The organism is Sediminibacillus terrae (genome assembly GCF_009602435.1).
Classification (GTDB): domain Bacteria; phylum Bacillota; class Bacilli; order Bacillales; family Amphibacillaceae; genus Sediminibacillus; species Sediminibacillus terrae.
The window spans coordinates 119,312-142,092 of the sequence record NZ_VZDQ01000021.1; the positions used below are offsets into that span (position 1 = coordinate 119,312).

The window sequence follows — 22,781 nt, forward strand, 5'->3', positions numbered from 1 at the left end:
AACAAAATGGGCGGGTTTTTGCAATAAAGGAGGAAATAAATGTGAATGAATATGTTTTACTAATGACCATGGCAATATCTTTTCTGATTACCGTCCTGATATCTCCAGTATTTATCCCATTCTTACGTAGATTGAAGTTTGGACAAAGTATTAGAGAAGAAGGTCCCAAATCCCACATGAAAAAGACAGGAACCCCTACAATGGGCGGAATCATGATCCTCGTCAGTGTGGCTATCACGACCCTCGTGATGATCGGTAAATTCAATCCGCACCCATACGGCTTCCAAATTGTATTATTGCTTATCGTTTTACTTGGTTTCGGCTTGCTGGGTTTTCTGGATGATTTTATCAAGGTAGCAATGAAGCGGAATCTTGGGTTGACCTCCAAGCAGAAGATGGCTGGACAAATTGTCATTTCCCTGATATTTTACTTTATTTTGAAAGCGAACGATTTCCCTACCTATATCCAAATCCCTGGTACGAATATTCAATGGGAACTCGGTTGGGCTTATGCAATCCTGATCATTGTCATCCTGGTTGGCTCTTCCAACGCTGTGAATTTAACTGACGGTCTTGACGGTCTGCTGGCAGGAACGGCAGCTATAGCTTTTGGAGCTTTCGGTATTCTTGCATGGTACGGGTTTACACAATTCGAAGTAACCATTTTTTCTTTGGCAGTGGTCGGTGCTTTGTTGGGTTTTCTGGTATTCAATGCGCATCCTGCAAAAGTGTTCATGGGGGATACCGGTTCACTGGCCCTTGGAGGAGCAATTGGAGCGATAGCCATCCTTACAAAGATGGAAATATTGCTGATAGTCATCGGCGGTGTTTTTGTCATCGAAACACTTTCTGTCATTATTCAAGTTATATCATTTAAAACAACAGGCAAACGGGTGTTCAAAATGAGCCCTTTACACCATCATTATGAGTTGATGGGATGGTCTGAATGGCGGGTTGTAACGACATTTTGGCTAGTGGGACTTGTGTTTGCGGCACTCGGGATTTATATCGAGGTGTGGTCGTTTTGAAAACATTGATTAATTTCCCATATGAAAAAATTCTTGTACTCGGGCTTGCGAAAAGCGGGACGGCTGCAGCGAAATTGCTTCATGATAGTGGGAAGGAAGTACGCGTGAATGATTTAAAAGCTGATCAAGACAGTGATCAGGTCCAAGAATTGACCGGTTTAGGAATCGAAGTAGTAACAGGTGGACATCCGCTTTCTGTATTGGATGAAGTAGAGTTGTTAGTAAAAAACCCCGGAATACCATATGAAAATCCAATAGTCAGAGAAGCTGAAAACAGAAAGATTCCGATTATCACGGAAGTGGAGTTGGCAGGGAGACTTGTAAATGATTCTATCATTGGAATCACCGGCTCAAATGGAAAAACAACCACGACAACCCTGATTTATGAAATGCTCAATCAAAGTGGCTGCAAAACCCAACTCGCCGGGAATATCGGCAATGTCTCTTGCGAAGTCGCCCGGCACATGACCGAGGAAGAATGGATGGTTATTGAGTTATCATCATTCCAGTTGCTTGGTATCGATCAATTCAAACCGAAAATTTCGGTCTTACTCAATCTGTTTGAAGCTCATTTAGATTATCATAAGTCATTCGAGAATTATAAACAGGCGAAAGCTGGCATTATGAAAAACCAAACGGAAGATGATTTTATCGTGTTTAATGCGGATGATAGGGAGATTGCAGATATTGCAGCTCGATCTGCTGCAGTGAAAATCCCCTTTTCCAAAACAGAAAGAATGCCGGAGGGCGCCTGGTGTGATGATCAATATTTATATTTTAGACAGGAAAAGGTCATTTCATTGAAGGAGATCGTGCTTGTCGGCAGCCATAACCTGGAAAATATCCTGGCGGCTGTCAGTGCGGCAAAATTGAGCGGGGCTGACAATGATGGAATCAGACAAGTACTGAATACCTTCACTGGGGTAAAACACAGGCTTCAGTTTGTCAGTAATGTAAATGGCCGGTTGTTTTACAATGATTCAAAAGCCACCAATATACTGGCGACCAGCAAAGCGTTGTCGTCATTCAGTCAGCCGACGATTTTGCTGGCAGGCGGACTGGACCGTGGCGGCTCCTTTACGGATTTAATCCCTTCATTGGAAGGAGTCAAGGCGGTCATCGTTTTCGGAGAGACCGCAAAAAAATTGGCTGGAACAGCGAGAGATGCAGGAATCAAGACAATTGAATATGCTAATGACGTAGAAGAGGCTGCCCGAAAAGCTTATCAGCTTTCCGTGGAGGAAGATGTGATTTTGCTATCACCGGCATGTGCAAGCTGGGATCAATACCGCACTTTCGAGGAAAGAGGAGACATGTTTGTAAAAGCTGTGCATACATTAGAGTAGGGGGCTTGTACTACTCACCCCCATTACCGTTAAAGAAAGGGAATTGGGGGTGTTTTTTTGGCTGAAGATCGGGTGAATAATGCAAAAAATTCTCCGGACTATCTGCTTGCGGTAACGATTTTCACTCTCCTCACAATCGGCGTGATCATGGTTTACAGCGCTTCTGCTATCTGGGGAGAATATAAATTTGATGATGGGTATTTTTTTGTGAAACGGCAGCTGCTATTTGCGGGCGCCGGCATTGCGGCAATGCTTGTAGTCATGAACGTACCTTATTCTTCTTGGCAGAAATATGCCAAACCATTGCTTTTCATCTGTTTTATTTTGTTGCTGGCTGTATTGATTCCAGGCGTTGGTTTGGTGAGGGGAGGAGCCAGAAGCTGGATCGGTGTTGGGGCATTCAGCATTCAGCCTTCCGAATTCATGAAACTTGGGTTGATTATATTCTTGTCGACTTATTTGGCAAGCAACCAAAAATACATCACTTCTTTTAAAAAAGGGTTTCTCCCTGCACTATTGCTCATATTCACTGCTTTCGGGCTGATCATGTTACAGCCAGACCTGGGGACAGGCGTTGTCCTGGTCTTGACCTGCTTTGTCATGTTATTTGTGGCAGGAGCGAAAATTTCGCATTTTATAGGTCTTGGAGTCCTGGGAATTGCGGGATTTCTTGGGTTGATTTTGTCAGCTCCTTATCGAATCAACAGGATCACTGCTTTTTTGAATCCATGGGAGGACCCGTTGGGGAATGGCTTTCAAATCATACAATCTTTATACGCAATCGGTCCTGGAGGCTTGATGGGGTTAGGGCTGGGGCAAAGTCTGCAAAAATTCTTCTACCTGCCCGAGCCGCATAACGATTTTATTTTTGCCATTGTCGCAGAAGAGCTCGGTTTTATCGGAGGGACCTTTCTGATCGTGCTTTTTGGTGTGTTTTTATGGCGTGGAATCCGAATTTCCTTATCGGCGCCTGATACATTTGGAAGTTTGCTAGGTTTAGGGATTGTCGGGATGGTTACCTTACAAATCATGATCAATGTCAGTGTGGTAATCGGTTTGATTCCTGTCACAGGCATTACGCTTCCTTTTTTGAGTTATGGAGGTTCCTCGTTAACGTTGACCCTATGTTCCATGGGGATTTTGTTAAATATCAGCCGGTATGCAAAATATTGATTTTTTATCAGGGCAACTTGCAAAGCAAGAGGTCGAATCCTATGTGATTTGGCCTCTTGTTATTTTATGAAAACACCGCTCGGGTCAGTGTTCGCATTTATTCTAACCAGTATTTGGACTACCTGCTAAATCGCCCTGTTTTTTTGGGCAAGCTTTTCAACTTGAATGAAGACCCCGTCGGCATGGGGCTGTGTCTTCCGGTTACGCTTTGCATCGGGATTCCTCGACCCAAGGGAGCGAAGAAGCCGTTTCATGTAGCACCCTGGCTGAAGCGTTCCCTACGGAAAGCGCAGGGTATTTTCGCAGTGCCGAACTCCCACTCAACGAATGTAAAAGAAGTTAGGAAGACAAATTCAAACGATGTCGCAGGGTTTCTATCAACTTCTTTCTTACAACTACAAATCGAATGAGGTGAGATTAAGGGGGTATTGGGGGAAATAGCCTAATTGCGACGAAAGTATCACTTTAAAATATGACGAAGCATAAAGAAAATATGATATAATTTTAGCAGGAACAATCGCAACGGCATCCAGAATGTCGTTTGTTTATGTTTCAGTATTAAATACCTCGTTTTAAATGGTTCCATCAACACATCTTTATTTTAAAAAGGAAGATAAAAATGAGTCAAAAAAAAGTAGTGTCCATTGAAGACCGGATCCCGAAACTGAAACAGGCACGCAAGAAAAAAGCAAACCGCCGATTGATTTTTTATCTTTCTATTTTCTTTGTTTTGATTTCCATCGTAGTCTATTTGCAATCACCCCTAAGTCAAGTCCGCCATGTTGTCGTGGGTGGAAACCAGTACATAGACAGCCAAGAAGTTAAATCGTTGAGTGGGTTGTCGACTAATGACAACTTTTGGAATGTGGACAAACAAGCTGTAAGCAACAAAATACAACAGCATCCGATTATTCGGAAAGCGGAAGTGGAAAGGCGATTTCCGACTACCATCGAAATAAAAATAAAGGAATATAACAGAGTGGGATATGTCATGGAAGACGGGGCCTATTATCCAGTTCTGGAGAACGGGAAAAGTCTCAAACAGGAAAAAATGAAAACAGCGAATGGAGATGCTCCTCTACTGTCTGGTTTCAATAAAGAAACGTACTTGCAGGAAATGACGAAAGAACTCCAGCGTTTGCCATCGAGCATCGTTGGGTTAATTTCGGAAATCAACTGGGAACCTACAGATGAAAATCCTTATAAAATCTCCCTTTATATGAATGACGGCTATGAGGTTGAAGGAACGATTCGCAACTTTTCAGCGAAAATGAAGGCCTATCCTTCGATAGTGGCTCAGTTGGAGCCTGGAAGTGAGGGAGTCATTCACATCGGTGTGGGAGCTTACTTTGAATCCTATCAAAAAGAGGAAGAAGAGGGAGATCAGGCAACAGAAGAAGGTGATCAGGATGAAGCTGAGGGGTAGACATGTCGTTCTGTCATTGGTTTTGCTTGTTTCCGGTTTCTTAGTAGCCATCAGTTACGAACACACCAAACAAGAATCGAAAGTAGTACAAGTCAATGATCAGGAGTGGGAAAAAGATTATTACTACCGGCAGCAGCTGATCAATCTCGAAGAAAAGAACCGAGAATTGAAAAAAGATTTGGAAAGCAAACGAAAAGAAATACAAAATCTTGAGGAAGAATTAGGGGGACAGACCGAAACAATCGATAATTTTGTCGATCGTAAATTGGAATTACAAATGATTACCGGAGAGTTGCCTGTGACCGGAAAAGGTGTCCAGATAACTTTGAGCGACGCCGATTATGTACCTTCAGAAGAAAATGCGAATCAATATATTGTCCATGAACGTCACATTCATCGCGTAGTGAACGAATTACTTAGTGCAGGAGCGGAAGCAGTTTCTATAAATGGCCAACGCGTGTTTAGGGACAGTTATATAAATTGTGTTGGACCGGTTATCTCTGTTGATGGGGTTACCCATCCGGCTCCTTTTTCCATTTCGGCGATCGGAGACCAGGAAGTCATGTACTCGAGCATTAACTTAACCGATGGACTCGTAGATGAATTGGTCAGTGACAATATTGAAGTAGAAATGGAAAAGATGGAAGATATCCAGATGAGTGCCAGAGTCGACCAGGAAAGGGGATAGCAGTGAAAATCAAACAGAAAGTAATCATCTCCCTTGTTTTTGGCCTGATTGGGCTTATGGTAGCTATACAATTTCAAACAAACAGAGAACCCGACGAGCGGGACACTAGAGATCTATGGGAAATTAGGTCCCAGTTGCAGGAAGAACAGAAATTCCAGCAGAATCTGTATCAACAAATCAGAGATGCGGAACAGACGATCGATCAGTATGAAGAAACATCAGAATCCGAAAAGGTTCAGACGCTGAAGGATTCATTGGAAAAATTGAGGAGCAAGGCTGGATTGACGGATTTACAGCAGCCAGGAATCGTCATCGATATTTCTCCCCTTTTCGTTGAAAACGAGAATGGGCAACCATACCCTTCCATTGCTCCGGATCTGCTCAACCGTCTTATCAATGAGCTGAACACATACGGGGCGACAGACATTCAAATAGCGAATGAACGGATTGTCGATATAACACCGGTACGTTCGGTCAATGGAGAGACATATGTCAATAACCATCCATTGCCCTCGGTCCCGCTGAAGATAAAAGTGTTGGCGACCAATCCCGAAAGACTTAAGGACTATATGGAAGTCAGCCAATCAAAGGACGACTTTGCCATAGAAAATCTCGATATGGAATTCACCTATGAAGAAAAGGTCAACTTAACTGGATATCAAGGACCTGTTCAAATTAATTCTATGCAAGTTTTGGAAGAGGCGGGTGAAGAATAAATGTGGCTTCCTATTTTATTTTTAATCATCGGGGTAGGATTGGGGTTGCTTACGGATATCCGCATTCCTGACGTATATGCGGATTATTTATCGATTGCCGTACTTGCTGCTTTTGATACCTTGTTCGGCGGAATAAGAGCCTACTTGGAGGAAAAATTCGATGAAAAAGTTTTTTTGAGCGGTTTCTTTTTCAATGTATTGCTCGCTGCGCTTCTTGCATTCATAGGTGTACAGCTGGGCATTGATTTATACTTGGCTGCCGTTTTTGCATTCGGAGTCCGGTTGTTTCAAAATATCGCAGCAATCAGACGATATGTCATCGATAAAAAGTATATTTCAAAGAAATTGGCCAAGTGGCGGAGAAATTAACAGGAATTCGCTGCAGTTTGTAGAATAGGATAGTAGTTATATGGGTTTATATCCTCGATGGAATGGGAATATAGGCTAAGTTGGCTATCTGTTTGTTTGGCTGCCGCTTTGACAAGCTTATTTTTAAAATTATTGCTGATTTTTATTGCTTACAGTCGCCAGATAGCTTAAAATTTCCATATACTTTACTGTCAAGAAATGTTTTACTTAATAGGAGAGCTTATTTTCTTTGTAAAAAATAAAAATGTTCGATAAGATGTGAACTATTCAAAATGTTTTAGACTGGGAGGTGCCTTTCTTTGAACAACAGTGAAATACTAGTCAGCCTGGATATAGGTACATCGAAAATCAAAGTGATAATAGGGGAAGTGCTTAACGATTCTTTGAATATAATTGGTGTCGGTACAGCAGCTTCCAATGGAATGAAAAAAGGTGCCATCGTCGATATAGATCAAACGGTGCAATCGATTAAAACGGCTGTTGAACAGGCAGAACGAATGGTAGATATGCATATTGACCGGGTCGTCGTCGGCATAAATGGCAACCATATTCAATTGCAGCCATGTCATGGAGTGGTGGCAGTTTCGAGTGAAAACAGGGAAATAGGCAATGAGGATATCGGCAGGGTGATTGACGCGGCACAAGTGATTTCGATCCCTCCGGAGAGGGAGATCATAGATGTAGTACCGAAGCAGTTCATCGTAGATGGGCTGGATGAAATAAATGATCCGCGGGGAATGATAGGAGTCAGGCTGGAAATGGAAGGAACTATCATTACTTGCTCAAGGACTTTATTACATAATATTTTGAAATGTGTTGAAAGAGCCAACCTTGAAGTGCTCGATATTTGTCTGCAGCCATTGGCTGCCGGTTCCATCGCACTATCCAAAGATGAAAAGAATCTGGGAGTGGCATTGATTGATGTAGGAGGCGGAAGTACAACGGTTTCCGTATTTGAAAATGACCACTTAGCAGCCACCAGTGTCATTGCTTTGGGCGGAGACAATATAACCAAGGATTTGTCGATTGGGCTTCGTACTTCATCTGAGGAAGCCGAACAAATCAAACTGGATTATGGACATGCTTTTTTTGATGATGCACGGGAAGAGGAAACGTTCGATACAACCATAATCGGCAGCAATCAAAAACAAACATTTAATCAACTGCAGATTTCTGATATGATTGAAGCTAGATTAGAAGAAATTTATGCTTATGCTGAAAGAGAAATAAGAAAAATGGGTTACAGGGAGTTGGCAGGCGGCTATGTACTTACCGGTGGAACAATCAGCATTCCAGGTGCATTGGAACTTGCCCAGGATGTATACCAATCCAACGTCCGCATTGCTATACCGGATTACATAGGTGTCAGAGAATCACAATTCACCTGTGGCGTAGGTATCTTGAAGTTTGCATACAACAATGCGAAAATACAAGGAAAAGAGATTTCAGCTTCTGTACAGCCAGCTGAACAGGATTTACCTAAACAAACGAAACAGAAACGGGCAGCAAATCAAAAGGATACATCGTCTAACAAGAAAAAAGAATCCGGAATCGCTAATCTGTTTAAATACTTCTTTGATTAAACAAGCGTTCCCTTACAGAATCTATAACTTCGATGAATCTTGTAATCTTGCAAATTAGGAGGAACGAAAATGTTAGAGTTTGATACAAATATGGACCAGCTTGCAACGATTAAAGTAATCGGTGTAGGCGGCGGCGGAAGCAACGCGGTCAATCGTATGATCGAGCATGGAGTTGAAGGTGTAGAATTCATCGCTGTCAACACGGATGCCCAGGCGTTGAATTTGTCAAAAGCAGAAGTGAAGATGCAAATAGGATCAAAATTGACACGTGGACTGGGAGCAGGTGCCAATCCAGAAGTAGGCAGAAAGGCAGCAGAGGAAAGCAAGGAACAGTTAGAAGAAGTCCTTCAAGGCGCTGACATGGTGTTTGTCACTGCTGGTATGGGCGGCGGAACCGGAACGGGAGCAGCCCCTGTTATTGCACAGGTTGCTAAGGAAATCGGTGCCTTGACTGTCGGAGTTGTGACCCGGCCGTTCAGTTTTGAGGGCCGGAGACGTTCTACACAGGCAGTAAGCGGAATAGACGCACTGAAAAGCAACGTCGATACCTTGATTGTGATTCCAAACGACCGTTTATTGGAAATTGTCGACAAGAATACCCCGATGCTTGAAGCATTCCGCGAAGCAGACAATGTCCTTCGCCAAGGTGTTCAAGGGATTTCCGACTTAATTGCCAAGCCGGGCTTGATTAACGTTGACTTTGCCGATGTCAAAACTATCATGTATGACAAAGGTTCTGCATTGATGGGAATCGGTGTGGCAACAGGGGAAAATAGAGCGACTGAGGCAGCGAAAAAGGCCATTTCTTCTCCGCTGCTCGAGACTTCTATTGATGGTGCGCACGGTGTACTCATGAACATTACCGGTGGAGCTAATTTAAGCTTGTATGAAGTACAAGAAGCGGCAGACCTAGTGACTTCAGCTGCCGACCAGGAAGTTAATGTTATTTTCGGCTCGGTGATCAATGAGGATCTTAAAGATGAAATCGTGGTAACAGTTATTGCGACTGGTTTTGATGAATCGCAATTGAAATCCAACCAACCCAAACAACGTCCTGCGGTAAGCAACCAAACACAGACTGCCGGCGGAGAAAAACGTAAAGAAGAACCACGACGTGAAACTCCTGTACAAGGACAGCAGGTAAAACAAGAAGAGGATACTCTCGATATCCCTACATTTTTACGGAATAGAAACCGCAGAAGATAAAGTTCTGCAAAAACCCTTCAAGTTAAATGCTTGAAGGGTTTTTTGTTTATGGAACAAACGATTCTGTACTGAATGTCGCGATGCTCTCTGAGGTCTGGATAAAATGCGTTTTATGAAGAGGCGGCGGGATGAAAAGCATATCCTTGCATCCGTTTGGCAGAGAAAGGAAAACAAATTCTTACTGTTTTATCAAGAAAACATTTTGACAAAATCACTGATAAACTCTGAAAATAAGTTGTTTTAATGGTTCAAGAAATGACAGACTTCTATTTTCCAGTTCGTTATACTTGCTACAAGTCCTGATTGGTAGATTGAAAGGAAGAGTGAACGTGACAATCTATTTAGATGCTGTCTGGCTTTTGAACTTTCTGTTGGATTGGATGATTTTAATCCTAACCCATTATATAGCCAAAAATCCCCGGAACCGGTTACGGCTCGTTATAGGTGCTTTTGTCGCTTCCTTGCTTGTACCACTAACTATTTTTTATCCAGAGTCTTTTTTTACTGCTTGGTGGGGCAAAGGACTTTATTCCCTGTTGATCGTTTGGACAGCGTTTGGATGGCACAATGCCAGGTCTTTTCGAACCAGCCTGGTATGGTTCTACTTCGTTTCCTTTATCCTTGGTGGCAGTTTGATGGCTCTTCACTTTTTGATTGGGCAACAGGTACTGGCATCCTCAAGCGGAATGCTGACTTTCAAAACTGGTTTCGGAGATCAGGTCAGCTGGCTCTTTGTATTGATCGGTTTCCCTTGTGTCTGGTGGTTTACCAAGAACCGTATGGACAAGCACGCATTTGATAAACTGCAAATCGATCATCTCTTTCCTATCACTTTGACATTCCGTGGAAAAAGAGTATCGTCCACCGGTTACATGGATAGTGGAAATTCACTGGTAGACCCGGTGTCGAAGGAGCCGGTCATCATTTGCGAACAGTCCATATTACTTCAATGGTTTAGTGAAGAAGAACTTGCTGCGTTTCGGGATGTGCAGGAAAATCTGCAATTGGAGAAGCTTCCAGAGGTTTGGTCGGACAAATTACGCCTGGTTCCATATCAGGGAGTCGGCGGCAGGAGTACATTCATGCTTGTTTTCAGGCCGGACTTGATTGATACCTATTACCGGGATAAGCAAATTGTCACAAGCAGGATACTTATCGGCATGCAGTTTGGAAGCCTTGCGACAGATGGCAGTTATCACTGTCTCCTGCATCCGGGCATTCTTAAATATTCTACAGCGACATCTGCTTAAATATCGCAAAAAGGAGAGGATACAGATGGGGAAATGGAAGTTGAAACTGCAATTATGGTGGTATAAACTACTTATCAAACTGCGAGTGAAATCCAAAGAAATTTACTATATTGGAGGCAATGAAGCATTGCCTCCTCCACTTAGCAAGGAAGAAGAACACGAGCTATTAAAGCGTCTGCCGGTCGGGGATAAGGCTGCAAGGGCGATGCTGATCGAACGGAACTTACGGCTTGTCGTTTATATTGCAAGGAAGTTTGAAAACACCGGAATCAACATCGAAGATTTGATCAGCATCGGGACCATCGGTTTGATAAAGGCCGTCAACACTTTCAATCCTGAAAAAAAGATAAAACTTGCTACATATGCTTCCCGCTGCATAGAAAATGAAATACTTATGTACTTGCGCCGGAACAATAAATTAAAAACGGAAATTTCCTTTGATGAACCGCTAAATATTGACTGGGATGGCAATGAGCTTTTGTTATCCGATGTCCTTGGAACAGATGAGGATATCACCACCAAAGACTTGGATGCCAACGTAGACAAAAACTTACTTCGAAGCGCCCTGGAACAATTAAATGAACGTGAGAAACAAATCATGGAATTGAGGTTTGGCCTGATAGGCGAAGAAGAAAAAACACAAAAAGATGTGGCCGACATGCTTGGGATATCCCAATCGTATATTTCCCGTCTGGAAAAGAAGATTATCAGCAGGTTGAAGAAAGAATTTAATAAAATGGTCTGAAGCTTTGGGGGGCGTTGAATTAAAACGCTCCTAGCAACTTTTGGGCGTTGGACGGACTGCATAAAAATCCTCTCTGAGGAGATACTGTTCCATGAATAGCATCTCCAACAGGGAGGGTAAGGCACATGACAAGACATAAAGTAGAAATTTGCGGAGTAGACACATCAACATTACCTGTTCTTAAAAATGATGAAATGCGGATTCTTTTCAAGAAAATGCAGGCAGGAGACCTTGCTGCAAGAGAAGAATTGGTAAACGGCAATTTACGGTTGGTCTTAAGCGTCATCCAACGGTTCAATAATCGTGGTGAATATGGAGATGACTTGTTTCAAGTGGGCTGCATCGGCTTGATGAAGTCCATCGATAACTTCGACCTCGGCCAAAATGTGAAATTTTCAACTTACGCAGTACCGATGATAATCGGTGAAATTAGAAGATACTTAAGAGACAATAACCCGATCAGGGTTTCAAGGTCTTTGCGCGATATAGCTTATAAAGCGCTGCAAGTAAGAGAAAAACTGATCAGCAAAACCTCTAAAGAACCAACACCTATGGAGATTGCCGAAGAAATGGGGATTTCACACTCGGAAATTGTTTTTGCGATGGATGCCATCCAGGATCCAGTCTCCTTGTTCGAGCCGATTTATAATGATGGCGGCGATCCAATCTTTGTGATGGATCAATTAAGTGATAATAAAGATAGGGATAGCACCTGGCTGGACAATCTTTCGTTGAAAGAAGGTATGCAACGGCTGAATGAAAGAGAAAAAATGATTCTGAACAAGCGCTTTTTCCAAGGGAAAACACAAATGGAGGTAGCAGAGGAAATCGGCATTTCTCAAGCCCAGGTTTCCCGCCTCGAGAAAGCTGCAATTCAAGAAATGAATAAAGAAATGTTTGAATGAGCATTTCGGCCTTGTTAATTACTAGCTATAACTGACCCAGATATCGAGAAAATCATCAGCAAACAGACAAACTGCTGATGATTTTTTGTTTGAGTTTTTAGCTTGTTTTGTCAGCTAAGGTTTTTGTATCAAGTTGTTCATCTTCTAAATAATATGCTAATACACTGAACAGGAAGGTACCCCCTGGCAAAGGAAATACCTGAAAACCAGACAGGAGTAAAAATTTGGTGTGAACCGCGAGAGCGTTAGCCCGAGGAAGCTAATCACCTCCGGAATGTACAGGGTATTTCCGCTAGACTCAGTAGAAAAGAGGTAAAGATGGTCTGTTTGAATATAAAAGGATGGACAGCTGATAATTTGCGGTTTGGTTTTAACATCTTTGAAAAAGAAGGGGACCAACTTGTCATTTTTTCCGAAAAACATGCCCTTTGTTTGCATATAGTGAATAGAAAAGGCAGGTGTAACCATGATCACGCTTTCAGAACTGCAAATTAAAGATGTGATTGTTGTAGATGATGGCAAAAGGCTCGGAAATATCACCGATCTGGAAATCGATGTAGATCGTGGCAGGATTACGTTTCTTGTAATCGGTTTGAAAGGAAAAATGATGGGGCTTTTCGGAAGGGAAGAAGAAGTAGTAATCCCGTGGGAAAGTATTGTTACGATCGGTTCGGATGTTATCCTTGTCAAAAAGCAGAAAGAACCCACCTTGTACACCGAAAAGAGTGAATAATATCAAACATCAGCAAAAATTCTTGCAAATATGATAAAATGAATGAAAAAATAAGGAGGAGAATCATGAAAGACCCCTTTCAACTATCAGAAGAATCGGTTCTTTCTATCGAGGGCTGGAGTGAACGGGCACCTGGATTGAAAGCAGGATTCACCACAAGGCAAGGCGGGGTAAGCCTCCCTCCTTTCGACACTTTTAATTTAGGGTTACATGTAAACGACGATCAAGATGCCGTGATAGCTAATAGACAAAGATTAGCCGGACACACCGGGTTTCCTTTGGAAGATTGGGTGGTTGCCCAGCAGGTACACGGAACCGAAATAGCAGTCGTTTCTGAACCAGACAAGGGAAAAGGATCTCATTCACAAGCTGATGCCATCTTGAATGTCGATGGTTTAATTACAAATCAAACGGGTATTTTGTGTACAGCTTTCTTTGCTGATTGTGTTCCGCTTTATTTTTTTGATCCTGCATCCCGTTGGATTGGAATCGCACACGCAGGGTGGAGAGGAACAGTCAATGGAATGGCAGAAAAAATGGTTTCCCTATTGCAGAAAAACGGTGTAAAACCGGAAACACTTGTTGCGGCGATAGGTCCATCCATCGGGGTTGGAGCTTATCAAGTGGATGACAAGGTAATCGGGCAGGTGCCGGACGGAATGGAAGAGGCCGTCCTACAGGAAAAAGAAACGGGCACTTTTTTGGATTTACAGCGATTAAATGAATTGTTTTTACGGAAGGCAGGCTTGCCGGCTGAAAATATCAACAGGAGTCAACTTTGTACCTTTGAAGAAAGCCACTTATTTTTTTCTCATCGAAGAGACGAGGGGAAAACAGGTCGGATGCTGGGTTTTATCGGCTGGCAAAATTAGTGGAAAGGAGATATTCTTGTGGACGTAGCAAAGAACCTAGAGCAAATTCAGCAAAATATAAGAGAAGCTTGCCGGAAGGCCGGCCGGAAAGAAGAGGAGATTACACTCATCGGCGTGACGAAATATGTTACAATTGACCGGACAGAGGAAGCATTGGCAGCAGGAGTTCGCGATTTAGGAGAGAACAGGCTGGAAGGTTTTTCGCAAAAATATGAGGCAATCGGTGATAAGGCCGCCTGGCATTTCATTGGATCATTGCAATCCCGTAAAGTAAAGGATATGATTAATAAGATAGACATGCTCCATTCTCTTGACAGGTCCTCCCTGGCAAAAGAAATAAATAAACGGGCCGAGAAATCGATTCCTTGCTTTGTGCAAATCAATACAAGCGGAGAAGAGTCGAAACATGGAATCGGACCAGAGGAAGCGCTGGAATTTGTTGAAGGGCTTGCGAAATATGAAAAAGTCCAAGTTGTCGGTTTGATGACGATGGCGCCATTTGTCGAAGACGAAGCAACTATCAGGCAAACCTTCCGCAGGCTAAAAATGCTTCGCGACGAAATAGCGCAAAAGCATTATCAGCATGCCCCTTGTCAATACCTGTCCATGGGAATGAGCAACGATTATCAGTTGGCCATAGAAGAAGGTGCGACCCATATTAGAATTGGTTCTAAGCTTGTCGGCCAAAAATAGCTCGAGGTGAAAAGAATGAGTTTTAAAAACAAACTAAAAACTTTTTTTACATTGGATGATGAATACGAGTATATCGAGGAAGAAGAAGAATTGGAGGTTCCGGAAGCTGCTTCCCAGCAAAAAGGCCAGGGGCAGAACGTTGTGAGCCTGAAAAGTGTTCAGCCTGCATCAAAGGTAGTTCTTCTGGAACCACGTACATACAGTGAAGCACAAGAAATCGCTGATAACATTGTCAATCGCAGAGCGGTTGTGATCAATTTGCAGCGTGTAGACCATAACCAGGCAAAGAGGATTGTCGATTTTTTGAGCGGCACCGTCTATGCTGTTTCCGGAGATATTCAAAAACTCGGCAGTCACACATTTCTTTGTACGCCGGATAATGTTGATGTCTCTGGCACGATTTCCGACATGTTCGAAGAAGATTTAGACAAAAGGTGGTAGTCACAGTGTATCAACTATATACAATATTATTTTATGCGATTGAGATTTACAGTTTTGCGCTGATTGCCTACATTTTGATGTCCTGGTTCCCCGGGGCAAGGGAATCCTCGTTTGGAAATTTTCTGGCCAAAATATGCGAACCATATTTGGAGCCGTTCCGAAAAATCATACCGCCGCTTGGCATGATAGACATTTCTCCTATTGTTGCAATCCTGGTGCTTAATTTCGCGACAAGAGGATTGGCGGTATTGTTCGGCTTTGGCGGCTTTTAACCCGCATCATCCAACTAAAGTATACGGCTAGGTGAACAAATGGATATTTATCAACATTTTCGTAAAGAAGAAAAGCCCTTTATCGATCAGGTGCTTTCCTGGCAAGAAGAAGTAGGACGGAGTTATCAGCGGAAATTGACGGATTTTCTAGATCCGCGCGAACAAAAAGTTTTCAGTTCGTTGATTGGCAATAATGACGACTTCCGCTGGCGCTTAAATGGCGGGAGTCCGTCATCAGAAAGAAAAAGAGCAATACTGGCCCCTTATTATGAAGAAATAACGGGGAGTGATTTCGAATTAGCATTGCTTGAGGCTTCTTATCCTGTGAAATTTGTCAGTCTTGGACATCGCGATGTTTTGGGCGCATTTCTTTCCATGGGAATCAAACGTAAAAAACTCGGCGACTTGATAGTACGGGATGGATTTATCCAAATTATAACAGCTGCCGAAATCGCATCGTATGTCCGGATGAATTTGACAAACATTAAAAAAGCAAGCGTCAACTTTGAAGAAGTGTCGTTTGGGCAATTAATGGAAAAAGGCGAGCATTGGCAGGAAAAAAACATGACAGTGGCTTCACTGCGGCTGGATGTGCTGGTCAAAGAGATTTATAATATTTCCCGGCAAACAGCTGTACAATTCATCGAAAAAGGATTGGTGAAAGTCAATTTCCGAGTCGTCGACACTCCGGCTTTTATGCTTGAGCAGGGAGATTTGTTGTCTTTAAGGGGAAAAGGCAGAAGCCATGTAAAGGAAATCCATGGTCTCAGTAAAAAAGAAAAATGGAAAATTACTGCGGAAGTTTTGAAATAGCCAAAAATCATGGAGGATTTCCCCCGGTTTTGTCGAATTAATCTGTTACAGTTTAGTGCACTTTTTTATATTTATTTCATACTAACAGACAGGAGGTGGCCGATGTGCCATTGACACCGCTAGATATTCATAACAAAGAGTTCACCCGGAAGTTCAAAGGATACGATGAAGATGAAGTGAATGAATTCCTGGACCAGGTGATCAAAGATTACGAGACGGTCATTCGGGAGAAAAAGGATTTGAAAGAAAGGTTAGACCAGTTAGATGAGCGGTTGGGCCATTTTACCAATATTGAAGAAACTCTGAATAAATCGATCCTGGTGGCCCAGGAAACTGCCGAAGAAGTGAAAGGAAATGCCACGAAAGAATCCAAACTGATCATCAAAGAAGCGGAAAAAAATGCTGACCGGATTATCAATGAGGCATTGCATAAATCCCGTCGGATCGCAATGGAAGTAGAAGAATTGAAAAAACAGGCAAAAGTTTTCAGAACACGTTTGAAAATGCTGGTAGAAGCCCAGCTTGACATGATTGAAAATGATGATTGGGACGGATTGCTGACCACAGAAGTAGATCCGGAAACAGAATATGAAAAAGAGGCAGTCGAAAATAATTATTAAACCTTGACGTTTTCATGAATTTTACATATAATTCATAAACATAAACGCTACTATTTCTGTAAAATAAATTGATTGATAAATACGAAGACAGGGACAGTACAGGAAGAGAAGTCTGTATTAGCGATCCGGGGACGGTGTAAGCCCGGAGCAGAGCCTTTCTGGAAGATCACCCTTTAGTATCCGCGTTGAAATAGAGTAGGGGCGGACGTCTTGTTCACGTTACGAATTTCAAGTGGGAGGATTTTGAGAAGTCCTTCTAAAAGGGTGGTACCGCGAGTCCTTCTCGTCCCTTCGGGATGAGAAGGGCTTTTTTTATTTTCCTGCCATTCGTGGATTGTCTAGACTATTTGCAGATGGATTTGCACAGCTAACAAGGAGGAAAGAAAATATGGATTATAAGCAAACGCTACTGATGCCACAGACAGCTTTTCCGATGCGGGGAAACCTGCCGAACAAAGAGCCGAAGATGCAAGAAGAATGGGATCAGAAAAAGATGTATGAAAAAGTCCAACAGCGTACGGAAGGAAGACCGCTTTTCGTCTTGCACGATGGGCCGCCTTACGCTAATGGGGATCTGCATATGGGTCACGCTTTGAACAAGATACTGAAAGATTTTATTGTCCGGTACAAATCTATGGCCGGCTTCCATGCGCCTTATGTTCCAGGTTGGGATACCCACGGATTGCCGATAGAACAAGCTCTGGCAAAAAAGAAGGTCAACCGTAAAAAAATGACGGTCGCTGAATTTCGGCAAAAGTGTGCGGAATATGCCTTGAAGCAAGTCGATAACCAGCGGACCCAATTTAAACAGCTGGGAGTACGCGGCGACTGGGAGAATCCTTATATTACGTTAAATAAGGATTATGAGGCTGCTCAAATCAAAGTTTTCGGTGAGATGGCAAGAAAGGGATATATTTATAAAGGCCTTAAGCCGGTGTATTGGTCTCCATCTTCCGAGTCAGCGCTTGCCGAGGCGGAAATTGAATACCAGGATAAACGATCGGCTTCCATTTATGTTGCCTTTGATGTTAAAGATGGAAAAGGTGTACTGGATGGCGATGAAAAATTCATCATTTGGACCACGACTCCGTGGACCATCCCTGCAAACCTGGCGATCAGCCTGCACCCTGATCTGGAGTATGCTGTGGTGAAAGTGGATGATAACAAGTATGTAATCGCCCATGACATGCTGGAGACCGTTACACAGGTGCTTGAATGGAGTGAACCTGAAGTAACCAAGACATTTAAAGGTAGGGATGCAGAACGGATCGTCACGAAGCATCCATTTTATGATCGTGATTCTCTTGTAGTTCTCGGTGAGCACGTTACGACGGAAAGTGGTACAGGATGTGTCCACACAGCACCCGGACATGGGGAAGACGACTTTCATGTAGGCAACAGATATGGCCTGGAAGTGCTTTGTCCCGTTGACGAAAGAGGGAACTTCACCGATGAAGCACCAGGTTTCGAAGGCCAGTTTTATGATTCTGCCAATAAAGAGATCACGCAAAAGCTGGAAGAAGTGGGTGCCTTGCTGAAACTTGAGTTCATTACGCATTCCTATCCTCATGACTGGAGAACCAAAAAACCGACTATTTTTCGAGCGACCAATCAATGGTTTGCATCTATCAAAGATTTTCGTGAAGATATCCTGAATGAAATCCAACGAATCGATTGGTATCCAGGCTGGGGTGAAACTAGGTTGTATAATATGGTCCGTGACAGGGAAGATTGGTGTATTTCACGTCAAAGGGCGTGGGGAGTACCGATCCCGGTGTTTTACGGAGAGGATCGTACACCGATCATCACCGAGGAAACGATTGATCATGTTTCCGAATTGTTCAGTGAGCATGGATCGAACATCTGGTTTGAATGGGAAGCAAAAGACCTGTTGCCGGAAGGATATACGTCCGAGCACAGTCCTAATGGGAAGTTTACAAAGGAAACAGACATCATGGATGTTTGGTTCGATTCCGGTTCTTCCCATGAAGCAGTATTGAAAGGGCGCCCGGAGCTTCAGCGTCCGGCAGACGTTTATCTGGAAGGCTCCGATCAATACCGCGGTTGGTTCAATTCCTCCATTTCCACCGCGGTGGCAGTTACAGGCAAAGCTCCATATGAAGCAATTATCAGCCATGGATTTGCCCTGGACGGCCAAGGCAGAAAAATGAGTAAGTCAGTAGGAAACGTTGTCGTTCCTTCTAAAATCATGAAACAGTATGGTGCGGACATTTTAAGGTTATGGGTTGCTTCTGTCGATTATCAGGCAGATGTAAGAATTTCGGACGAAATCATCAAGCAGACCTCTGAAGGGTATCGCAAGATCCGTAATACGTTCCGGTTTATGCTCGGAAACCTGCAGGACTTTGATCCTTCGAGTGATAAAGTTTCCTATGCAGAGTTGGAGGAAGTCGACCGCTACATGCTGATCCAATTGCAGGAACTGATCGAGAAAGTTCGACACGCTTATGATCATTATGAATTCTCGACTATTTACAACAATATCCATAACTTCTGTTCGATTTCTCTGAGTTCTTTCTATTTGGATTTTGCCAAAGATGTGCTATATATCGAGTCGGCAAACAACCATAGGAGAAGAAGCATCCAGACGGTATACCATCAAATCTTGACAGCATTGGTGAAATTGTTGTCACCGATTATTTCCCATACCGCAGACGAGGTTTGGCAGTATATCCCTGGTACAGAAGCGGAAAGTGTTCAATTGACCGATATGCCGGAGCCAAAACAATTTGATGGCCAGGATGAATTAAAGCGAAAATGGGATCGGTTTATGGATATTCGGGATGATATTCTGAAGGCGTTGGAAGAAGCGCGAGTAGAGAAAGTCATCGGAAAGTCGTTAGAGGCAACGATTCACGTTGTGCCAAATGATTCTCAAACAAAGGATTTGCTCAACAGTATCGAACATCTCCAACAATTACTGATTGTTTCCGGTTTGGAAATCCAGGAAAGCAATAAGGAAGCCAAACAATATGAACATGTTTCTGTTCAGGTTGAAAAGCATCCAGGAGAAAAATGTGAACGATGCTGGGTATCCTCGAATACAGTCGGAGATGATGAACAGCATCCAGAGCTTTGTTCCCGCTGTGCGGAGGTTGTGAAAGAGCATTACGCTGATATCGTTTGATTTGAAACGGCTAGCATCAAGCAGAAAAAGGCAGCTGATACCCGGCTGCCTTTTTTATATCGTTTTTTTCTTGAGGATTGTTGCTTGATGACACGCGGTTTAGCACGGCTCTAAACTGAATGTGGTGGTGACCCCGTAAAAGTTTTAAAACGAGATTCCTTTGGAAGCAAAGACTTGAACGATTAAAACAAAATTTTATGGCAGCAAGCGGTTAAAAGTCTCTATAGAGCGAAATAGCGTAGCAGAGGAACGAAGCGATACTCCTGCGGAAAAACGGACGACCGACCCCACAGCGGGCTTGGCGAGGAGGCTTGGGCGTTCGTCCGCGGAAAGCGAGTTTCGTTCCGCTGCGGCCGCAGGAAAATAGCTGTTTTTTGGAATGAGCCTTTCGATAAAGAAAGGGTGGAGTGAATACCACACCACCACATTTGACAGAGTACCTTTAGCACTAAAACAGGAGCTCCATTTTTACAGGACGTTGATTTGTGGTAAACTTTAGTTTGTAAAAGAAAGCGATAAGAACGGGGGAAGCAGTGTGCAATATTACATACTGGCAGTAATCATTGTCCTGATAGATCAACTTTCAAAATGGTGGATTATCAAGAACATGGAAATAGGCGAGCAGTTTCCTGTTATAGAGAATTTTTTCTATATTACCTCTCATCGAAATACAGGTGCAGCATGGGGCATGTTGGAAGGACAAATGTGGTTCTTCTATATTGTTACGGCTATTGTAGTACTGATCGTAATTTACTATATCAGGAAGTTTGCAAGAACCAGCAAGTGGATGGGATTGGCACTGGGATTAATTCTGGGTGGAGCGGTCGGCAATTTCATTGACCGTTTGTTCCGGAAAGAGGTCGTAGACTTTTTTGATGTTTATTTAGGCAGCTATGACTATCCTATATTCAATGTTGCTGATTCCGCACTTGTTTGCGGAGTGATCATTATTTTAATCATGACCTTTGTTGATGAGAAGAAGAAAGGAAGAACTGCAAAATGACGAATTCCAGTCATATGGTACAAGCCAACCAGACCGGCATGAGAATCGACAAACTCTTGGCTGAGGTCAATGAAGGTGCTTCTAGGTCGCAAGTACAGGAATGGATAAAAGATGGACTTGTCTATGTCGATGGAAGTCTGGTTAAAAGCAATCATAAATGTTTGGAAGGAGAAAAAATCTCCTGGGAAGTTCCGGAACCGGAAGAAATGGAAATAAAAGCAGAGGATATTCCTTTGCCCATCGTCTATGAAGATTCGAGTCTTTTAGTGGTAAATAAGCCGAAGGGAATGGTCGTTCATCCTTCTCCAGGTCACTATAATGGAACCATGGTAAATGCACTTCTTTACCATTGCCATGATTTATCCGGAATCAACGGGGTGATCCGGCCGGGGATCGTTCATCGGATCGACAAAGACACGACAGGTCTGTTGGTTGTAGCTAAGAACGACCAGGCTCATTTGTCATTAGCTGAACAATTGAAAGATAAAACCATGTCCAGAAAATATCAGGCTATCGTTCACGGGGATATCCAACATGAATATGGAACGATCGATGCCCCATTGGGAAGAGATCCGAAAGACCGGCAAAAACAAGCAGTAGTACGTGATGGAAGGTCTGCTGTCACACATTTTCAGGTTATCGATCGATTCGGGTCTTACACCCACGTAGAATGTGTTCTCGAAACCGGGCGCACCCATCAGATCAGGGTACACATGAAATACATCGGACATCCCTTGGCGGGCGATCCGAAATACGGACCGAAAAAAACACTGGATGTCGAAGGCCAGGCACTGCATGCCGGATTGTTGGGGTTCACTCATCCGCAAACGGGAGAACGGATGGAATTCGAAGCTCCGTTGCCGGATGAACTACAAACAATTTTAGCGAAACTTAGAAAATGAGGTTGACAGCAGTCGGTTCTTTTGAAATAATCGTAGATAGAAATTGTAGCAATTAGGAGTTTACGTTGTACGATAATTGAATAGAATCCTTTAAAACAGTCCCGTGAGGCTGGAAAGGAACGGATAGTTGACAAACTGCAATGGTTGAAGTATGTCCAAATCCCTTCTTTCCGCTCGCGAAAGAAGGGATTTTTTATGAATTAAAAGTTTGACTGGGGGTTGCAGCACGATGGAAAAAAAAGCTACAGTCTTGGATGATGCGGCAATAGGCAGGTCGCTGACAAGAATAGCCCATGAAATCTTAGAAAAAAACAAAGGGGTACAGGGCTTGATTCTTGTCGGTATAAAAACGCGTGGTATCCCGCTGGCAAAGCGTCTCCAAAAAAAAATCGCCCAAATTGAGGGTGTCGAAGTACCGATAGGTGAATTGGATATCACGCTTTACCGGGACGATCTTTCCAATGTGGAAGAAAATCAGGAACCGCGTTTGAATGAAACAAAGATTGACGGAGACATTTCCGGGAAAACACTGGTGCTGGTGGATGACGTTCTATATACAGGGAGAACAGTCCGGGCCGCGATGGATGCTATTGTCGATCAAGGAAGACCACAACAAATACAACTAGCAGTGTTGATTGATAGAGGTCATCGGGAGCTACCTATCCGGGCTGATTTCATAGGAAAAAACATTCCGACATCCAAGGAAGAAATCATAGTGGTGGAACTGGATGAAACAGACAGCCATGATGATGTAAGTATCTACGAAAAATAATAAAAGATAATATACGGACCTTTAAATCGAGTCCCGTGAGGCTTGCAAGGTCGCGATTGGATACGTGTGCGTAATTT

At 43.1% G+C, this 22,781-nt stretch carries 23 protein-coding genes and 1 other annotated feature; all 23 genes read left to right on the forward strand.

What is annotated here, in order from left to right:
• Positions 1–62: 62 nt before the first annotated feature.
• The 23 genes from mraY (at position 63) to pyrR (ending at position 22,704) form a co-directional block, all read left to right on the forward strand.
• Positions 63–1,028, forward strand: coding sequence for a phospho-N-acetylmuramoyl-pentapeptide-transferase (gene mraY / locus F6X55_RS06645; RefSeq protein ID WP_371068659.1), 966 nt, complete (start codon positions 63–65; stop codon positions 1,026–1,028).
• Positions 1,025–2,374: a UDP-N-acetylmuramoyl-L-alanine--D-glutamate ligase gene (gene murD / locus F6X55_RS06650; protein ID WP_026570453.1), complete on the forward strand. Its 1,350-nt coding sequence runs from the start codon at positions 1,025–1,027 to the stop codon at positions 2,372–2,374. Before mraY ends, murD begins: the two co-directional genes overlap by 4 nt.
• Positions 2,375–2,446: 72 nt before the next feature.
• Positions 2,447–3,547 (forward strand): stage V sporulation protein E, encoded by a 1,101-nt coding sequence (gene spoVE, locus F6X55_RS06655; RefSeq protein WP_026570452.1) that lies wholly within the window; start codon positions 2,447–2,449, stop codon positions 3,545–3,547.
• 619 nt (positions 3,548–4,166) lie between these two features.
• Entirely contained in the window at positions 4,167–4,973 is an 807-nt protein-coding gene (locus F6X55_RS06660; RefSeq protein WP_153462506.1) for a cell division protein FtsQ/DivIB, read from the forward strand.
• Positions 4,957–5,661 carry a DUF881 domain-containing protein gene (locus F6X55_RS06665; RefSeq protein ID WP_035426731.1) on the forward strand — a complete coding sequence of 235 codons (705 nt, stop codon included), beginning with the start codon at positions 4,957–4,959 and terminating at the stop codon, positions 5,659–5,661. The genes F6X55_RS06660 and F6X55_RS06665 overlap by 17 nt, the downstream gene beginning before the upstream one ends.
• Before the next feature lie 2 nt (positions 5,662–5,663).
• Positions 5,664–6,377, forward strand: coding sequence for a DUF881 domain-containing protein (locus F6X55_RS06670; protein WP_026570448.1), 714 nt, complete (start codon positions 5,664–5,666; stop codon positions 6,375–6,377).
• Positions 6,378–6,746 (forward strand): small basic family protein, encoded by a 369-nt coding sequence (locus F6X55_RS06675; RefSeq protein ID WP_026570447.1) that lies wholly within the window; start codon positions 6,378–6,380, stop codon positions 6,744–6,746.
• A 299-nt stretch (positions 6,747–7,045) separates the two neighbouring features.
• Positions 7,046–8,329: a cell division protein FtsA gene (ftsA, locus tag F6X55_RS06680; protein ID WP_026570446.1), complete on the forward strand. Its 1,284-nt coding sequence runs from the start codon at positions 7,046–7,048 to the stop codon at positions 8,327–8,329.
• 69 nt (positions 8,330–8,398) lie between these two features.
• On the forward strand, positions 8,399–9,535 hold the full coding sequence (gene ftsZ / locus F6X55_RS06685; protein WP_026570445.1) for a cell division protein FtsZ: 1,137 nt from the start codon (positions 8,399–8,401) through the stop codon (positions 9,533–9,535).
• Between the two features lie 329 nt (positions 9,536–9,864).
• Entirely contained in the window at positions 9,865–10,785 is a 921-nt protein-coding gene (gene spoIIGA / locus F6X55_RS06690; RefSeq protein WP_153462508.1) for a sigma-E processing peptidase SpoIIGA, read from the forward strand.
• A 25-nt stretch (positions 10,786–10,810) separates the two neighbouring features.
• Positions 10,811–11,530 carry an RNA polymerase sporulation sigma factor SigE gene (sigE, locus tag F6X55_RS06695; RefSeq protein WP_026570443.1) on the forward strand — a complete coding sequence of 240 codons (720 nt, stop codon included), beginning with the start codon at positions 10,811–10,813 and terminating at the stop codon, positions 11,528–11,530.
• 125 nt (positions 11,531–11,655) lie between these two features.
• Positions 11,656–12,435 (forward strand): RNA polymerase sporulation sigma factor SigG, encoded by a 780-nt coding sequence (sigG, locus tag F6X55_RS06700; protein ID WP_026570442.1) that lies wholly within the window; start codon positions 11,656–11,658, stop codon positions 12,433–12,435.
• A gap of 466 nt (positions 12,436–12,901) precedes the next feature.
• Positions 12,902–13,168 (forward strand): YlmC/YmxH family sporulation protein, encoded by a 267-nt coding sequence (locus F6X55_RS06705; RefSeq protein WP_026570441.1) that lies wholly within the window; start codon positions 12,902–12,904, stop codon positions 13,166–13,168.
• Between the two features lie 65 nt (positions 13,169–13,233).
• Complete coding sequence (gene pgeF, locus F6X55_RS06710) at positions 13,234–14,040, forward strand: peptidoglycan editing factor PgeF (protein WP_153462510.1); 807 nt, start codon at positions 13,234–13,236, stop codon at positions 14,038–14,040.
• 18 nt (positions 14,041–14,058) lie between these two features.
• Positions 14,059–14,733, forward strand: coding sequence for a YggS family pyridoxal phosphate-dependent enzyme (locus F6X55_RS06715; protein WP_153462512.1), 675 nt, complete (start codon positions 14,059–14,061; stop codon positions 14,731–14,733).
• A gap of 15 nt (positions 14,734–14,748) precedes the next feature.
• A complete protein-coding gene (locus tag F6X55_RS06720; protein WP_026570438.1) occupies positions 14,749–15,174 on the forward strand; it encodes a cell division protein SepF in 426 nt (141 codons plus the stop codon).
• Positions 15,175–15,179: 5 nt separating this feature from the next.
• A complete protein-coding gene (locus F6X55_RS06725) occupies positions 15,180–15,446 on the forward strand; it encodes a YggT family protein (protein WP_035426729.1) in 267 nt (88 codons plus the stop codon).
• 39 nt (positions 15,447–15,485) lie between these two features.
• Positions 15,486–16,259, forward strand: a complete 774-nt coding sequence (locus tag F6X55_RS06730; RefSeq protein WP_026570436.1) for a YlmH family RNA-binding protein — start codon at positions 15,486–15,488, stop codon at positions 16,257–16,259.
• 104 nt (positions 16,260–16,363) lie between these two features.
• Complete coding sequence (locus tag F6X55_RS06735) at positions 16,364–16,879, forward strand: DivIVA domain-containing protein (RefSeq protein WP_026570435.1); 516 nt, start codon at positions 16,364–16,366, stop codon at positions 16,877–16,879.
• Between the two features lie 75 nt (positions 16,880–16,954).
• Positions 16,955–17,173 (forward strand) — a binding site (T-box leader).
• 94 nt (positions 17,174–17,267) lie between these two features.
• Entirely contained in the window at positions 17,268–20,027 is a 2,760-nt protein-coding gene (gene ileS / locus F6X55_RS06740; protein ID WP_026570434.1) for an isoleucine--tRNA ligase, read from the forward strand.
• A gap of 535 nt (positions 20,028–20,562) precedes the next feature.
• Positions 20,563–21,030 carry a signal peptidase II gene (gene lspA / locus F6X55_RS06745; RefSeq protein ID WP_026570433.1) on the forward strand — a complete coding sequence of 156 codons (468 nt, stop codon included), beginning with the start codon at positions 20,563–20,565 and terminating at the stop codon, positions 21,028–21,030.
• On the forward strand, positions 21,027–21,932 hold the full coding sequence (locus F6X55_RS06750; protein ID WP_153462514.1) for an RluA family pseudouridine synthase: 906 nt from the start codon (positions 21,027–21,029) through the stop codon (positions 21,930–21,932). Before lspA ends, F6X55_RS06750 begins: the two co-directional genes overlap by 4 nt.
• A 229-nt stretch (positions 21,933–22,161) precedes the next feature.
• A complete protein-coding gene (gene pyrR, locus F6X55_RS06755) occupies positions 22,162–22,704 on the forward strand; it encodes a bifunctional pyr operon transcriptional regulator/uracil phosphoribosyltransferase PyrR (protein ID WP_026570431.1) in 543 nt (180 codons plus the stop codon).
• Positions 22,705–22,781 lie beyond the last annotated feature (77 nt).

Excerpts from the sequence above, each read along its gene's own strand:
- mraY (WP_371068659.1), top strand. The coding sequence starts at position 63 with ATGACCATGGCAATATCTTTTCTGATTACCGTCCTGATATCTCCAGTA.
- F6X55_RS06660 (WP_153462506.1), top strand. The coding sequence starts at position 4,167 with ATGAGTCAAAAAAAAGTAGTGTCCATTGAAGACCGGATCCCGAAACTG.
- F6X55_RS06665 (WP_035426731.1), top strand. The coding sequence starts at position 4,957 with ATGAAGCTGAGGGGTAGACATGTCGTTCTGTCATTGGTTTTGCTTGTT.
- F6X55_RS06675 (WP_026570447.1), top strand. The coding sequence starts at position 6,378 with ATGTGGCTTCCTATTTTATTTTTAATCATCGGGGTAGGATTGGGGTTG.
- ftsZ (WP_026570445.1), top strand. The coding sequence starts at position 8,399 with ATGTTAGAGTTTGATACAAATATGGACCAGCTTGCAACGATTAAAGTA.
- sigE (WP_026570443.1), top strand. The coding sequence starts at position 10,811 with ATGGGGAAATGGAAGTTGAAACTGCAATTATGGTGGTATAAACTACTT.
- sigG (WP_026570442.1), top strand. The coding sequence starts at position 11,656 with ATGACAAGACATAAAGTAGAAATTTGCGGAGTAGACACATCAACATTA.
- F6X55_RS06705 (WP_026570441.1), top strand. The coding sequence starts at position 12,902 with ATGATCACGCTTTCAGAACTGCAAATTAAAGATGTGATTGTTGTAGAT.
- pgeF (WP_153462510.1), top strand. The coding sequence starts at position 13,234 with ATGAAAGACCCCTTTCAACTATCAGAAGAATCGGTTCTTTCTATCGAG.
- F6X55_RS06720 (WP_026570438.1), top strand. The coding sequence starts at position 14,749 with ATGAGTTTTAAAAACAAACTAAAAACTTTTTTTACATTGGATGATGAA.
- F6X55_RS06730 (WP_026570436.1), top strand. The coding sequence starts at position 15,486 with ATGGATATTTATCAACATTTTCGTAAAGAAGAAAAGCCCTTTATCGAT.
- ileS (WP_026570434.1), top strand. The coding sequence starts at position 17,268 with ATGGATTATAAGCAAACGCTACTGATGCCACAGACAGCTTTTCCGATG.
- F6X55_RS06750 (WP_153462514.1), top strand. The coding sequence starts at position 21,027 with ATGACGAATTCCAGTCATATGGTACAAGCCAACCAGACCGGCATGAGA.
- pyrR (WP_026570431.1), top strand. The coding sequence starts at position 22,162 with ATGGAAAAAAAAGCTACAGTCTTGGATGATGCGGCAATAGGCAGGTCG.